At 61.5% G+C, this 14,410-nt stretch carries 12 protein-coding genes and 1 pseudogene; 1 reads left to right on the top strand and 12 read right to left on the bottom strand.

Annotated features, from left to right (window positions below; genetic code table 11):
• Positions 1–99: 99 nt before the first annotated feature.
• From BC363_RS16725 to BC363_RS16710, 4 genes are all read right to left on the bottom strand, one after another.
• A complete protein-coding gene (locus tag BC363_RS16725; protein WP_065784706.1) occupies positions 100–1,938 on the bottom strand; it encodes a cation:proton antiporter in 1,839 nt (612 codons plus the stop codon).
• Positions 1,939–2,274: 336 nt separating this feature from the next.
• Complete coding sequence (locus tag BC363_RS16720; protein ID WP_065784705.1) at positions 2,275–3,426, bottom strand: glutathionylspermidine synthase family protein; 1,152 nt, start codon at positions 3,424–3,426, stop codon at positions 2,275–2,277.
• A gap of 1 nt (position 3,427) precedes the next feature.
• Positions 3,428–4,042 carry a DUF1190 domain-containing protein gene (locus BC363_RS16715; protein ID WP_065784704.1) on the bottom strand — a complete coding sequence of 205 codons (615 nt, stop codon included), beginning with the start codon at positions 4,040–4,042 and terminating at the stop codon, positions 3,428–3,430.
• A gap of 10 nt (positions 4,043–4,052) precedes the next feature.
• Positions 4,053–4,454 carry a DUF350 domain-containing protein gene (locus tag BC363_RS16710; protein ID WP_065784703.1) on the bottom strand — a complete coding sequence of 134 codons (402 nt, stop codon included), beginning with the start codon at positions 4,452–4,454 and terminating at the stop codon, positions 4,053–4,055.
• A gap of 566 nt (positions 4,455–5,020) precedes the next feature.
• Between BC363_RS16710 and BC363_RS16705 the strand changes: the two genes are divergently transcribed.
• Complete coding sequence (locus BC363_RS16705; protein ID WP_083223568.1) at positions 5,021–5,623, top strand: 3-oxoacid CoA-transferase subunit B; 603 nt, start codon at positions 5,021–5,023, stop codon at positions 5,621–5,623.
• Between the two features lie 64 nt (positions 5,624–5,687).
• Here BC363_RS16705 and BC363_RS33545 read toward each other — a convergent pair.
• The 8 genes and pseudogenes from BC363_RS33545 to BC363_RS16670 form a co-directional block, all read right to left on the bottom strand.
• Positions 5,688–5,819 (bottom strand): annotated as a pseudogene (locus BC363_RS33545) (transposase); the annotation flags it as partial.
• A 384-nt stretch (positions 5,820–6,203) separates the two neighbouring features.
• Positions 6,204–7,829 carry an FGGY-family carbohydrate kinase gene (locus BC363_RS16700; protein WP_065784702.1) on the bottom strand — a complete coding sequence of 542 codons (1,626 nt, stop codon included), beginning with the start codon at positions 7,827–7,829 and terminating at the stop codon, positions 6,204–6,206.
• A 37-nt stretch (positions 7,830–7,866) separates the two neighbouring features.
• Positions 7,867–8,514, bottom strand: a complete 648-nt coding sequence (locus BC363_RS16695; protein WP_065784701.1) for a dihydroxyacetone kinase subunit L — start codon at positions 8,512–8,514, stop codon at positions 7,867–7,869.
• Between the two features lie 4 nt (positions 8,515–8,518).
• Complete coding sequence (locus tag BC363_RS16690) at positions 8,519–9,520, bottom strand: dihydroxyacetone kinase subunit DhaK (RefSeq protein ID WP_065784700.1); 1,002 nt, start codon at positions 9,518–9,520, stop codon at positions 8,519–8,521.
• 24 nt (positions 9,521–9,544) lie between these two features.
• Positions 9,545–10,579: an ABC transporter permease gene (locus tag BC363_RS16685; RefSeq protein ID WP_065784699.1), complete on the bottom strand. Its 1,035-nt coding sequence runs from the start codon at positions 10,577–10,579 to the stop codon at positions 9,545–9,547.
• Positions 10,576–12,129: a sugar ABC transporter ATP-binding protein gene (locus BC363_RS16680; protein ID WP_244512993.1), complete on the bottom strand. Its 1,554-nt coding sequence runs from the start codon at positions 12,127–12,129 to the stop codon at positions 10,576–10,578. The genes BC363_RS16685 and BC363_RS16680 overlap by 4 nt, the downstream gene beginning before the upstream one ends.
• Positions 12,130–12,219: 90 nt before the next feature.
• Positions 12,220–13,230, bottom strand: a complete 1,011-nt coding sequence (locus BC363_RS16675; RefSeq protein ID WP_065784739.1) for a substrate-binding domain-containing protein — start codon at positions 13,228–13,230, stop codon at positions 12,220–12,222.
• Positions 13,231–13,260: 30 nt separating this feature from the next.
• On the bottom strand, positions 13,261–14,283 hold the full coding sequence (locus BC363_RS16670) for an ABC transporter permease (RefSeq protein WP_065784697.1): 1,023 nt from the start codon (positions 14,281–14,283) through the stop codon (positions 13,261–13,263).
• Between the last annotated feature and the right edge of the window lie 127 nt (positions 14,284–14,410).

Genomic DNA, 14,410 nt, shown 5'->3' with positions numbered 1-14,410 from the left:
GGACCGACCTGAAGGGCCAGATCTCCTGCTCCAAGGCCGAGGCGTACGCCGACCGCGGTGTTCCCTTCATCGAATGAAGCAGTCGAGCGTTCCTTTGAATTAACGATCCCGAGTGTGCTCATGCGCATCGGAGCCTGAGCGCGGCCTACGAGGCAGGTCACGTTTTGCCTGCGCAGCGCGGATGGCATGTCGTTCTCTGCCGGATCCGTCCGTGGGCTGCAGCATCTTGCGAAATTCATCCCGTTTCTCGTGTATGGATGCAATCACCAGGCCCATCGGAATGCCGATGCCAACGAGCACTGCTTGCGAGAGCTGGAGGCTGGCTTCGATGGTCTCCGGCACTGCATCAGTGACTTTCAGCTCGTACAATTCAGTTGCGTGCACCGCATCCCGCGCGCGGGCGACGATGGGAAGTTCCGACCGCTCCGATCTCGCAGCGCGGACGATAGATTCAACCGCCTCGGCATTGTCCAAGGTCACGACAAGCGCGCGGGCGTTCTGGATTCCACAACGTCGAAGCAACTCGATCCGGGTGGCATCGCCATAATAGATCGTAGGACCGCGAGCTCGCTCATTGGCGACGAGCACGGGATCGGCGTCGATTGCGAGGAACCTCAATCCGTGCCGTGTGAGCATCTCGGCGACCAACTGTCCGACACGCCCGTATCCGACGACGATCACGCGCTCCAGACCATCGTCATGCTGGGGCGTCAATCCCGCGAATGCAGGTTCATCCATACCGGCATATGCTCGACCGCGGCCCAGTATACGGATCAGCAGGGGGATGCCAACCATCGTCAAAGTAGCCGCGACGGTGGCAGTGGCGCCGGCTTCGTCAAGGACGACGTTGCCCGCCACAGCTGCACCGATAAGGATCAATGCGAACTCGCCGCCGGGGCCCAGTACAACCGCCAGCTCGCCGGCACTCCGGTTCGTCAAGCCCGATAGGCGCGCGATGGGGAACAGGATAACTGCCTTTATGGCAAACAAGCCGATCGCGACACCCACTGTAACGAACGGGTTGGCGATGATCTCCGAAAGATCCAGACGGGCTCCAACCGAGACGAAGAAGAGGCCAAGCAGAAGACCCTGGAAGGGTTGGATCGTGACCTCGATCTGCCGACGATACTCGGTTTCAGCCAGCAGGAGGCCCGCGATGAAGGCGCCCAGAGCCATGGACTGACCACTGAGCGCTGTGACAAGGCCAGAGCCGATCACGACCAGGAGGCATGCTGCGACGAACAACTCGCTGCTCTTTGTTGTCGCGACCAGCTTAAACAGGGGCCGAAGAATTAGGCGACCCAGCCCGGCCATTGCGAATAACGCAACTGCGGCAGGCGCTAGCGCATACAAAAAGCCGGCGCCGAGTCCCGTCCCTCCACGAGCACCCAACATCGTCACCATGAAAAGGAGAGGCGCCACCGCAAGGTCCTGGAAGAGCAGCACGGCGAAACTTGCGCGTCCAACCGTGGTGTTCAGCAGTTTGCGCTCGACAAGCGACGGCAGAATGATAGCCGTCGATGACATCGCGAGCGCGCTGCCAAGCACCACCGCCGAAGCTGGAGTTTGACCCAGCAAGCCCGCGACGGTCGCGAGGACGGCTGTTGAGGCGAGAACCTGCAAGCCCCCTAGCCCGAAGACGAGTTTGCGCATTAGCAGAAGGCGGCTCCACGACAGCTCGAGCGCGATCATGAAGAGCAGGAATGCTACGCCGAATTCAGCAAGATGCGCGATCTGTCCGACATCTGTTATGGAGATTGCAGAGAGCCACGGCCAATCTCTCGCGAGAGCTCCGAGACCGAAGGGGCCAAGCATCATGCCGGCGGCGAGAAATCCAAAGACCGGGCTCAATTTTAACCGCCCAAACAGAGGCACTATTACGCCGGCCGTCGCCAGAAACAGCAGAAGCTCCTTGTAATTTTCTGGTCCTGGCGTCATCGATAGCTCACAAACTTTGACCCAAGGCGCAACGCGCGCAGCCGCTTTTTACTACGAGCCGATGCGCACCACCGCTCGTAGGAGCACACTTCGTGTCCTCAGACGGATTCTACTCTCATTTCAGATGATGGTGTCTCCGGTGCGATGATAGTACCGGGCCAGCGGTTCAAATCGGCGACGAATAAAGACTACCTCTATTTTCGTGGCTCGCCGCGCCGGCAGTTCCCTTCGATCCATTATGCCATCTCTTCAGTACGGAACGAGAATGCCACTCACTCCCACGCGACGCTCTGAGGTTTGAAGAAGCGGTACGACTACGACCTCTCCTTCCATAGGTCAGTCTAAGATTATGTGGGGTACAAACCGCGACAAATTCGCGGTGATGCAAGTACGATCCTCGCGGATGCCGAGGCCACAAGAACGGTCGCCGACAATCCAGCTCCCCAGCACCGCGTAGCCAGCCTCACTGTGAAACAGCGGCGCATACGCTTGTATCACGAAGCCTTCGTCGCCGTAGCTGCCCCCCAGAGACAGGAACTCCCTGCCGTCGCGATAGACACTTACATTCTCGCCTTCACGGGAAAGCAATGGCTTGCGGACGTAGTTTGAAAGCGGTGGGGGATCGTCGGGAAAAAAACTCGGCAGAAGGTTTGGATGGTTCGGATACCGCTCCCACAAGAATGCAAGAAGACCTTTATTTGCGAGAACCGCCTTCCAGGCGGGTTCAACGAAGATCGATCCTGATTGGGGCAGATGAGAGCTGAAGCCCTCCCGAAACATAAATTCCCAGGGATAGAGTTTGAAACATCGATCGATGACGCGGTCCTTCAAATCCGTGAAGCGGCCAATGCCATCCACGCCAATATCACGAACGTCGAGTAGCTCGACGCGGTGACCGCCTTGCACAGCGCAATCCATGAGATAGACCGTCGTGCCGCGATCTTCCTCATTGTCTGTCATTGCGGCGAAATGGAAAATGGAGCTTGTGTCGAATTGTTGGAAAGCTTCGACCAAGCTCTCCTGCAGGGAGTTGAACTGATCGGCATTGGCCGGCAAAACACCGAGCGCAACCTGATCCGTCAGCCAATTATTCTGAAAGAAAGCCGACTCGAAAATCGAAGTCGGTGTGTCAGCATTGTACTCGAGAAGTTTGGCGGGTCCGCTGCCGTCATAGGCCAAATCAAACCGGCCATAGAGATGTCGCTCGCCCTGTTGCCAGGAGCGACGAACGACCTCACGGAACTCTTCCGGGATCGCTAACCGATGAAGCTTTTCATCACTCCCCACAATGTCTGTGACGAGTTCCATGCACATTGCGTGAAGTTCCTCGCTCGGACCTTCGATTTGGGTTTCAATCTCCTCAAGCGTAAACACGTAGGCCGCGTCATCAAGCCAATACGGCTCGCCATACATTTCGTGGAAGCCAAAGCCGACGGCACGTGCCTTGTCCTGCCAATCCGGGCGTGCCGGCAGACTTATTCGGTGCATGTCAGCCGCCAAATCCAAACGAGAACGAACGTCCGCCAAATCCTTGGCGCGCCACGGTTCGTGTGTTCACATTGACTGGCTTTACACTGTATCGGGAAGACGAGGCGCTGGCGCTCTGCGAGCCGCGGGCAGGCGCGGGCGTCGTCGTCACTGTTTGGCCGGAGCGCGTTCTATAGATGGGGGAGCCGGAGTACCCTCCACCACCACCACCGCCTCCCTGCTCCTCCTCTCGGCGGCGGTACTTGTAATAATCGTCAATTTTCTCGAACCCGGTAGACAGCATGTATCCTGCCATAAAGGGGATGAAGAAACTGCCCGCGCTTCCGCTGCCGTCGGCGCCGCGCGCCTGAGTGCATTGTGCCCACCCGTATTCTGCTTCGCATGCGGCGCGACGATCGAACCGCGGAGCGCCCGCCAGATGGGCGCGCATAGCGTCCTGATAAGCGGTCCGGCAAACTTGCTCATCCATGCCGGCCTGCATGCACTGGTCTACGGATTTGAACATGACATCTTCGGCAGGTGGGTTGTCGCCGCAACTCGCCAACGCAAGGCCGGAGGCCGCAATGGTGCCGAGGGCAAGGATAGGAGGCGTGCGGCCGGAAAGTCGTCTGCGCATCGGAGCTTCCTCAGTAGGTCATGCAAGCGGCATTGAGAATGCCGCCCGCCAGGGCAATTCCTCCGCCCCAGAGACCCGCGGCCATATCCCCCCGCGTTATCTTCTCGTGGAGACCTGGCATTGTGAATCCCGCGAGGAAGAAGGCGAGCACTTGCATGACAATGCCAATGACCGCCCAGATGACGTAATCGAGAATGCTCACTGAATTGGCTGCGGCCGAGGCAAGCGGCAAACTGAACCCGATCAGGGCACCCATGAACGCGGTGACGGCAGCCAGGTTTCCCGATCGGATCAATTTGGCCTCCGCATGGGGAGTGAGGTGGGTGTAGACGGTCGCAAAGATCGCATAGGCAGCTAAGCCGATAGCGAAATAGGCGAGAAAAGCTGGCAGCCCTGCAACATAACCAAACATCCTTAGTCTCTCCAAAATACTATTGAAACGCGTCTTCAGTCACGTCGGACGCAGGCCGGGCCGGCCCGCCGGCGCCTACCCAGGGCTCGCTCTTGGCCCAGGCAGCGACCGTGTCCCGCTGCGCCTGCCGCCGACGATCGCAGTGCACAACGCGTCAAGGCGCAGCTTCAGTGCCTACTCTTCTGCCCGCGGGTCGTCGGATCGAGCTCGACAAGCACCCCGCCCTTTTGCACTCGGATGCCGTTGATCGCATTTGCGGTGAATACCCGGCCCGGTTCTTTTTACTCGACGATCTTGCCCGGCCGACCGGCTGGATCTTGCCTGTGCGGTCGCGACGATGTCGCCACCGCCGCGAGCAATGTCACAAGTAGCTAGCAATATGCAACTGGCGTCAGCGGGATCCCAGGCTAAATAAAGCAATATATGTCAGGATGTTATCGTAGAGGACGCACATGATTAGTACGACATTTGCGGGGGCGGATTCCATTTTCAAATGCAACAGAGACAAATTGGCCATGGTCTCTGGAGGATGGACGTGGCCCGCTCGTTTGTGCAGTTGAGTATGAATGAACGACGCGTCATTGCGCGGATGCATAAGAAAAAGATCAGCCAGGCTGAGTTCGCGCGGTCGCGAGCCTATTCCGCCGGGCATTGAGGTCACGCTTCAGTCTGAAAACGGCATGCTTGGAATTGGACCTTTCCCCTTCGAAGGGGAAGAGGATCCCGATTTGATCAACGCAGGCAAGCAAACAATCAGCGAGTTGGCAAGTAGCAGTTATTTTTCGAGCTCCGACAGTTTCGCCATGATCCGCGGTGGCCACATCGACTCGACGGTCCTCGGCGCCATGGAGGTCAGCGAAAGTGGCGATATTGCCAACTGGATGATCCCAGGCAAAATGATCAAGGGGATGGGCGGAGCCATGGACCTGGTCGCGGGCGTCAAAAAGATCGTCGTGCTGATGGAACACGTGTCAAAGGATGGCTCGCTGAAGTTCATACCCTCCTGCAGCCTGCCGCTGACCGGCCGCGACGTCGTGGACATGATCATAACGGATCTTTGCGTCTTTGAGCGCCAATCTCCTGCCGCACCATTTTCGCTGATCGAACTGGCTGATGGCGTGTCTGCAGATGAGGTCGCATCGAAGACGACCGCCCGCTTCCTGAGATGAAGCCCAGCGCCGCTACGCCCATCGGTCGCCCACCAACGCTCTTCATCGAATAGAAGTTGGTCGCATCGTGGAAATAGAGATCGGCGTGCTGCGGACTGATATGATGAAACACACCGGCAATGGTGCGGCGGGTCCGGGAATTGAAGCCTTCCACCGAATTGACGTGAACCGCATCGCGAACATACTCGCGACTGGAACTGGAGACATTGCAAAGATGGATGGGGACGATCTATCTCGTCTATTTTTAGGTATCAGTGGCGGACACGCTGGCCGAAATGCAATGCGATGCCGCTGAAGGCAACCCGTGCGCGTGCTGCCCGACCCGTCAATTAGCAAGAACAGAGACTGCACCGAGACGTGCGACATAGCCCAGGCTCACCGGGTTGAAGTGAGGCAAAAGCTGGAAGAGCTACAGGCGCTGGAAGCAGCCAGATCAGAGCGCGCCGCATAAATCCATAAGCATCCAGCACGAGCGCGCCCTCCGTGGCAGATCCCCGGCCCTTCATCCCTGTGGCAGTGAGGTCGCGGAAACGCTTCTTCCGTGCGGAAAGAGGACACCGCCAATCCCAAGTTCCAGCAATTAGATGCCTAGCATCGCACGCATGGCGGCCTGCAGGTCCTCGAAGCAGCGGAAACGGGTTTCATGCCTGTCGGCGATCTCGCCGCTTGCCGGCTCATAGACCATCGAAACGGAACTGAGGGCGGCCATGGCGGCTGCGACATCGGCGAAAGCGCCGGAAGCGACCACCCCGAGGATGGCAGAGCCGAGGAGGACTGGCTCTTGCGCGCGCGGCGCGACGACCGGCTTTCCACAGGCATCGGCAAGCAGTTGACGCACGAGATCGCTCTGCCCCGCCCCGCCGCTGATCACCACGCGTTCGACCAAGGCCCCTTCCCGCGCCTGCGCCTCGATGATCTGCCGCAATCCGTAACCAATGCCACACAGACCGGCGATGTAAAGCGCGACGAGGCTGTCGACATTCCGCTCCATGCCGAGGCCGGCGATGACAGCCCTTGCATGCGGATCGGCAAAGGGCGCGCGGTTGCCGAGGAATTCCGGCACCACATGCAGGCCAGTGGCAAGATGGACGGCGTCGGACAATGAGGAAGCCTTGGCGGAAGCCATCTCGGCCAAGAAGACGGGCAGCGAGCACCCGCGTGCACACGCCTGAGCCGCCGCTTCCGGCGCGGCGGGATGGAATGCGAGCAGTTGATCGATAGCAGCACCCGCGGCGCTCTGGCCGCCTTCATTGAGCCACAGGCCCGGCAGCATGGCCGAGTAGTACGGCCCCCATACTCCGGGCACGAAGACAGGCTCCTGCGTCGAGGTCATGGTGCAGGAGGAAGTACCGAAGACATAGGCGAGGTTCTCGGTCGACCGGCCGCCGATGCCGACCGTGCCGATCCCGCCGGCGTGGGCGTCGATCATGCCCGCAGCAACTGCCGTACCGGGGTTCAGGCCCATGGCCGCCGCCGCGTCGGGCGTCAGCCCCTGCCCCAGCCGCGTGCCCGGCTCGACAATATCAGTACCGATTCGACCAAAGCCCTCTTCGGCGAGTTCCGCGAGGCCGACCTTCTCGAAATAGCTCGGATCCCAGCGCTTCTCGTGCGCGAGATAGGTCCATTTGCAGGTGACGGTGCAGGTCGAACGGGCGAGATCGCCCGTTGCCTTCCAAGTGAGGAAATCGGCGAGATCGAAGAACTGCCAGGCCGCACGAAAAACCTGCGGCCTGTTCTCTTTCAGCCAAAGCAGCTTCGGCGTCTGCATTTCCGGCGAGACGCGCCCGCCGACATAGCGCAGCACGTCATGGCCGATCGCGTTGATGCGCTCCGCCTGCCCGACGGCCCGGTGATCCATCCACACGATGATGTCGCGCTCCGGCTTTTCTGAGGAACCGACGGCGAGCGGCGCTCCGCCCTCACCGAGCACCACGAGCGAGCAGGTGGCGTCGAAGCCGAGACCGATCACCGACGCCGGGTCGACACCTGCACTAACCACGGCCTCGCGCACGCTCGTGCAGACAGTGTCCCAGATTTCCGTGCTCGATTGCTCGACGATCGCGCCCGCCGCGCGGAACAGCGAAATGTCCCGCTTGGCGGAGGCGAGCATGGCGCCCGAAAGGTCGAACAGGCCGGCCCGCGCACTACCGGTGCCAACATCGACACCTACGACGTAGCGGGAATTGCATTCCGAGGACTGGGTCATGGGCCAAGCTCGCTGACATTGCTGGTTGCCGAAAGTTCTACCGGCCCGCGACGAAGTCGGCCATGCGGCGGATCAGGAAAGCACCCACCGTCGCGCCGGCATCCTGCAAACCGACGGTCTTTTCCTGGAAGGCCGCCGCCTTACCATGCTGGGCGAGCATGGACTTGGTGCCCTCCAGTGCCTGTTCCGCCACATCCGCCGTCACGTTGAGCGCATCCGAAAGCGCCGCACCACCGGAAGCCTCAGCTTCCAGCCTCACCGCGATCGGGTCGAGCACGTCGAGCAAGGTCTTGTCGCCGACCTTGGCCTTGCCGCGCTCGGCGACACCGTCGCGATAAGCACGCCAGAAGGCGGCCATATCAGCGGCATTCAGCGTTTCCTTGCCTTCCACGGCCTTGCTTGCGCGCAGGAACCCGGTCGCCGTCAGCGTTCCCATGGTGGAGGGAGCGGTACGAGCCATGGTGGCGCCGGCGGTGCGCAGCAGCTTGGCGATGCCCGCCGCCTCCCCTTCCGCTTCGAGCGCTTCGGCAGCAGCGGCGAAGGACTTGCTCATGGTGATGCCGAGGTCGCTGTCGCCCACCTTGCCATCGAGCGCAATGAGGAATTCGCGCTGTTCGGCAAAGAGGCCCTTCCAGCTCTTGAAGAGGTCGATGAGGTCAGCGGCGTTCAATGTCTGAAGCGTCATGGCATCACTCCGCAACGTGCTGGAAGAATGGTGTGTTGGCCGGAGCGGCGACCAGGCGGTCCAGTTCATCGTCGAGATGCAGGATCGAGATCGAGGCGCCGGCCATTTCCATCGAAGTGGCGAACTCGCCGACCCAGACGTATTTTGCGGTGACACCACGTACATCCAGTAGTTGCGAGACGCGGCGGAAGAGGATGTAAAGTTCTTCCAGCGGCGTGCCGCCGAGGCCGTTCATCAGTACGGCGACGTTGTCGCCCTGCTTGTAATCCGTTTCGGCGAAGATGCGGTCCATCATCTCGTCGACCACGGCATCGGCCGGCGCCAGCTTCTTGCGGCTGATGCCGGGCTCGCCATGGATACCCATGCCGATTTCCATCTCATCGTCGCCGATGGAGAAGGTGGCATGGCCGATTTCCGGAACGACACAGCTCGAAAGGGCAACGCCAATTGTGCGGGTACGCAGGCGCGCCTTGTCGGCAAGACGCGCGACCTGGTCGAGCGGAAGGCCTTCCGCGGCGGCCGCGCCGGCAGCCTTGTAGATGAAGAAGATGCCGGCAACGCCGCGACGCTTGTGCTCCTCGCCAACGACCGACGAGGCGACGTCGTCATTGCCGACGACCTGCTTGACGGCGATGCCGTCGAGATCGGCAAGTTCCGCCGCCATGTCGAAGTTGATGATGTCGCCGGTATAGTTGCCGTAAATATAGAGGACGCCGGCACCTTGATCGATGTGCTTGGTCACCTGGTACATCTGCTCGGCGCTGGGCGACTGGAAGACGCCGCCGACGGCCGCGCCGTCCAGCATGCCGTCGCCGACGAAGCCGAGGAAGGTCGGGAGATGCCCGGAGCCGCCGCCTGTGGCGATACCGACCTTGCCGGGCCTGGTCTTCGCCGTGACGAGGCAACGCAGGTCATCGGCCGTGTAGGTGACGGCGGGATGCGCCTTGTAGATACCTTCCAGCATTTCGTCGACGAAATTGACGGGATCGTTCAGGAATTTCTTCATGGATTTCCTCCGGGAATGGGGGGGTTATTTCTTGCGTTGTCGCGTGACGAAGAAGGCGGCGGCCAACAGGATGAAGCTGCCGACGACCAGCCGCTGCCAGGTGCTGGGAATGCCGACCATGACGAGCACGCTGTTGAGCACGACGATCAGGAGCACGCCGAGAAGAGTGCCGAGAACCGTGCCCGTGCCGCCGGTGATGCGCGCCCCGCCGAGCACGACGGCGGCGATGACGTTGATCTCGGTACCGACGAGATCGAAGGGATTGGCCTGCCGGTTGGCGCAGACATGGATGATCCCGGCAAGGCCCGCGAGCGCGCCCGCATAGCCGAACAGGAAGACATGCACGGTGCGCAGGCTGTAGCCGAGGCGGCTAGCGATGTCGGCATTGCCGCCAACCGCGAAAATGGCGCGGCCCATCAGCGTGCGGTTGAGTATCCACCAGGTCCCGAACGCCGCGATGGGCAGGACGAGGAAATAGAACGGCAGTGTGATGAGCGCGCCATTGGCAGATTCGAACTGGACGAGCGGCATGCGGCCGAAGGCCCCCATCTGCGGCGGCAGCGACATGATCCAGACCGTGCCTATGAAGGAGAGCAGGAAGCCGCGGAAGAGATACTGCGTGCCGATGGTGACGATCAGCGACGGCACCTTCAGGTGATGGACGAGCAAGCCGTTGATGATGCCGAGCGCCGCCCCGCCGAGCGTCGCCATGAGGATAACGACGACGATGGGCAGATTGGGCAGATAGCTCTGCACGAGCACGGTCATCGAATACATGGTGAAAGCCGCAATCGCCGTGAAGGACACGTCAATGCCGCCCGCCGCCAGGATGATGAAGACGCCGAGTGCGAACAGTCCCATGACCACGCTGGCGCGGCCGATGTCGATGAGCGTCGAGGGCTGCAGGAAGGCCGGGTTGACCACGGCGACGATCACGCAGATCGCCACCAGCAGCAGGAAGGTAATGGTCTCCGGACGGCGGCGCACGTGCTCCCCGAAGCTGAAGGAACGCGACTGGCCGGCGGCGCCGTGGAGTTCATCGGTCCGTGAAACGCTCATTGCAGAGTCTCCGTCGTGGTCGTCAGCATCGCCTTGTAAAGCTGGTCTTCGGTTGCCTGCTCCGCATCCACTTCTGCGACCACCCGGCCGCTGTTCATGACGAGGATGCGGTCGGCGTTCTGCAGGAGTTCGGGCAGGTCATCGCTGACGATGACGAGGCCCATGCCCGCTTCAGCGAGCGCCTGGATGACCCGGTAGATCGTATCCTTGGAGCCGACATCAACGCCGACGGTCGGCCCATGCAGCACGAGCAGTTTCGGCGCAATGCTCAGCCAGCGGCCGATCAGCACGCGCTGCTGGTTGCCACCCGAGAGCGCGCCGACCGGCAGATCGAGATTCCTGGTGTTGAGGCGCATTTCCTCGGACAGGCGGGCTGCAATCGCGCGCCCCTCCTCCCGGTCGACGACGCCTAACGAATTGGCGAGGCGCGAGACGATGAGCGCGATCTCGTTCTCGAAAATCGACTTGTCGAGGAAGAGGCCTTCGGCAAGCCGGTCCTCCGGCACGTAGCCAATGCCTCGCTCGATGGCCTCTGCGGGCGATCGCACCGATACCGCCTTGCCATCAAGCGCCACGACACCCGCGGTCGCAGGGGCCACGCCGGTCAGGGCCATGGCAAGTTCGTTGCGCCCGGAATCGGCAAGGCCCGTGATGCCGAGGATCTCGCCCTTCTTGACGGCAAAACTCATCCCCCGCACGCCATCGGCGACAAGACGATCGACTTTGAGGAGCTCGACATCGGACGGCTTGCCGGTGCGATAGCGCTGCGCATCGATGGAACGGCCGGTCATCAGCTCGGCCAGTTCCTTCTTGCTGTAGTTCGCAATCGGCCCCTGCGCGACGCACTGGCCGTCGCGGAAGACGACGGCATGGCCGCCGATGCGGTAACATTCGTCCAATTTGTGCGTAACGAAGAGCACGGCGACGTTTTCGGAGCGCAGGCGCTCGACGACGCGGATGAGATTGTCCACCTCGCGGCGCGTCAGCGACGTGGTCGGCTCGTCCATGATCACGAGCTTGGCGCGGGTCGCGATTGCCCGCGCGATGGCGACAAGCTGGCGGGAAGCGAGCGGCAGATCGGAAACGATGGTGTTGAGGAAGGCGCCGTCGGTCGGCAGGCCCGCGGCGGCAAGCGCCCGTACCGCCGTTTCCCGCAGTCGCTTGCGGTCGAAGAGGCGCGCGAGGCGGCCATTGGCGTTTACCAACTGCTCGTTCAGCGCGACGTTCTCGGCGACGGTGAGATTGGGCAGCAGCGACAAGTCCTGGTAGACGGTCTCGATGCCGGCGGCGAGCGACTGGATCGGCGTCAGCGACGAAAAGGACTCGCCGCCAAGCACGATCTCCCCCGATGTCGGCGCATGGGCGCCCGACATGATCTTGATGACGGTGCTCTTGCCGCAGCCGTTCTCACCGAGAAGATGATAGGCCTCGCCCGGCTGAAGCGTGAGGTCGATGCCGCGCAGGGCATGGACGCCGCCGAACCACTTCTGGATGTTTCTCAGTTCAAGGAGCGCTGCCGACTGCTGCGCGGTATGTGCTTGTGCCGCCACGGAAATTGTCCTCATGCTGACCGGCGCGTCGCCACGCCGGACGGGTTCGGCCGGAAGGCAAGCCTCCCGGCCGGCTGACGGTTTGCCGGATTAGAACAGGTGTTCCTTGTAGGTCGCCTTGTCGGCGAGCACCATGCCGTTGCCGAGGATAAGCAGGCCCTTGCCCGGACCCTGCTTGACCGAGACCTTGTTGTAGCCTTCGACGCCGAGGTCCATACCGTCGGTGACGTCCTTCTTCTCCAGCAGCAGCTTGGCGACGGCATTCATCGCCATGCCGGCCTTCTGCGGATCCCAGAAGCCGATCGCCGTGATGGCGCCGGATTCCAGAAGGTCGGACGACGGGTTCGGCAGGCCGGTCCCGACGAGGCAAACCTTGCCGCTCAGGCCCGCCTCGTCGATCGCGCGGCCGACACCGAGAACGTCGTTGCCGGCCGAGGTCTGGAAGCCCTTGATATCCGGGTGCTTGCGCAGGATTTCCTTGGCCTTCTCGTACGTGCCGTTGGCGTCGTCGAAGGATTCGTTGTTCGGATCGACGAGCTCCATGCCGGTATATTTCTTGGCGTTCTCCTCGCCCGCGCCGACCCACTGCATGTGCGTGCGGCTGCCGAGCGAACCGACAAAGGTTGTCCATTTGCCTTCCTTGCCCATGCACTCGGCCAGGCGCTCGTTCAGCGCAGCGCCGTAGTCGGCATTGTCGAAGGCCTCAACGTCAGCGTTGGTGTTCGTCTGGTTGTCGGCTTCATGGGTCACGACAACGATGCCTCGCTCCATGGCGCGCTGGAACGTGCCTTCCAGAACGGCCGGATCCATCGGCACGACGGCAAGCGCGTTGACGCCCTTGGCGACGAGGTCATTGACGATCTGAAGCTGCTGGGCCGAGTCCGCCGTCGCCGGGCCGCTCTGGCTTGCAACGACACCCGGGTTGGCTTCCTGGTAGGCGACGACGCCGGTGTTCATGCGGTCGAACCACGGAATGCCACTGATCTTGACCACGGTGGCGATCACAGGCTTTTCCTGGGCGACCAGCGTGCCGATGGAGCCCGCGAGCGCGACGGCAGCAACCGTGGTTCCAGCCAGTACCTTCTTTGAAAATGACTTCATGTTTTCCTCCACGAATTTTCCCTCCTGTTTTCACTTCGGCGCTTGAGGGACAGGCACCGAAGGGGTTTGCGAGCGGCGGCCCGGAGACAGGAAGCCAGCGATGTCGTAGCGTCCGACGGCCAGGAACGTCAGCAACAGCAGGCCCCAGGCGAAATCGCGCACGAAGTTGGAAAGGCCGCTGAAATTGAGCAGGCTCGACATGAGCTGCAGGGCGATGGCGCTCAGCACGACACAGATGACACGCCCGTAGCCGCCTTCCGGCTTCACGCCGGCCATCACCGCGATGAGGATGGCGATGAGCAGGTAGGAGCTGCCGTAGTCGAACTTCACGTTGACGTTGCGCGCCGCGATGATGACGCCAACAAGGGCCGACAGCGTGCCTGAGATCGCATAGGTGGCGATGATCACGCCGTTCTTGGGGAAGCCCGCATAGACCGCTGCCTTGGGATTGGTGCCCATCAGCATGAGCCACAGGCCATACGGCGTGAACTTCAGCAGCGCGGCAACCACGCCGGCGACCAGCACGAAGACGAAGAAGCTGATCGGGACGGCGGCGATCATGTCGTTGCCAATGCTGGACAGCAGCGCCGGACTGCCGACCGTCACCGCCTTGCCGCTGGAGACCACCACCGCAAGGCCCATGAAGGCCATCTGCGTGCCGAGCGTGCAGAGAATCGGCGTGATGTTCAGCCGCGAAATGAGGAGGCCGTTGATGACGCCGCCGGCAAAGCCGACGAGGAGCGCGCCGGCGATGAAGGCGAGACTGAAGGCCGCACCACTCTCCGTCGCCGACAGAAAGGACGAGACGATGACGGCGGAGAGTACGCCCGAGAGGTTGGCAAGTGCGATGCCCGACAGGTCGATGCCGCCATTGCCGGCGCACATTGCCAGCATGACGCCAATGGCCAGAAGGCCGATTTCCGGCACCTGGCTCGCCATGGACTGGAGATTGAAAACCGAGAGGAACGTGCCGCCGGAGATCAGGGCGCCCGCCACGAGCAAAAGGCCGTTTATGACAACCAGCATCGCCAGCTGCCCGCCGGTTTTTTGCATAATCCCCTCCCAACCGTTTACTAAACAAACTGCATTTTCACTAAAACGCTAACAAAGGAAATTTGCGCTGACAAGCCCAATTTTCGCGACATATCGGTTGCGAAAGGCGAAAAATTGCCCTAGGCGT

The sequence above is a fragment of the Ensifer sp. LC384 genome (genome assembly GCF_001695865.1).
In the GTDB taxonomy this organism is placed as follows: domain Bacteria; phylum Pseudomonadota; class Alphaproteobacteria; order Rhizobiales; family Rhizobiaceae; genus Ensifer.
The sequence above is the reverse complement of the archived record's forward strand: the minus strand, read 5'-3'. Positions and strand labels throughout refer to the sequence as shown.

Excerpts from the sequence above, each read along its gene's own strand:
- BC363_RS16725 (WP_065784706.1), bottom strand. The coding sequence starts at position 1,938 with ATGACGCCAGGACCAGAAAATTACAAGGAGCTTCTGCTGTTTCTGGCG.
- BC363_RS16720 (WP_065784705.1), bottom strand. The coding sequence starts at position 3,426 with ATGCACCGAATAAGTCTGCCGGCACGCCCGGATTGGCAGGACAAGGCA.
- BC363_RS16715 (WP_065784704.1), bottom strand. The coding sequence starts at position 4,042 with ATGCGCAGACGACTTTCCGGCCGCACGCCTCCTATCCTTGCCCTCGGC.
- BC363_RS16710 (WP_065784703.1), bottom strand. The coding sequence starts at position 4,454 with ATGTTTGGTTATGTTGCAGGGCTGCCAGCTTTTCTCGCCTATTTCGCT.
- BC363_RS16705 (WP_083223568.1), top strand. The coding sequence starts at position 5,021 with ATGAACGACGCGTCATTGCGCGGATGCATAAGAAAAAGATCAGCCAGG.
- BC363_RS16700 (WP_065784702.1), bottom strand. The coding sequence starts at position 7,829 with ATGACCCAGTCCTCGGAATGCAATTCCCGCTACGTCGTAGGTGTCGAT.
- BC363_RS16695 (WP_065784701.1), bottom strand. The coding sequence starts at position 8,514 with ATGACGCTTCAGACATTGAACGCCGCTGACCTCATCGACCTCTTCAAG.
- BC363_RS16690 (WP_065784700.1), bottom strand. The coding sequence starts at position 9,520 with ATGAAGAAATTCCTGAACGATCCCGTCAATTTCGTCGACGAAATGCTG.
- BC363_RS16685 (WP_065784699.1), bottom strand. The coding sequence starts at position 10,579 with ATGAGCGTTTCACGGACCGATGAACTCCACGGCGCCGCCGGCCAGTCG.
- BC363_RS16675 (WP_065784739.1), bottom strand. The coding sequence starts at position 13,230 with ATGAAGTCATTTTCAAAGAAGGTACTGGCTGGAACCACGGTTGCTGCC.
- BC363_RS16670 (WP_065784697.1), bottom strand. The coding sequence starts at position 14,283 with ATGCAAAAAACCGGCGGGCAGCTGGCGATGCTGGTTGTCATAAACGGC.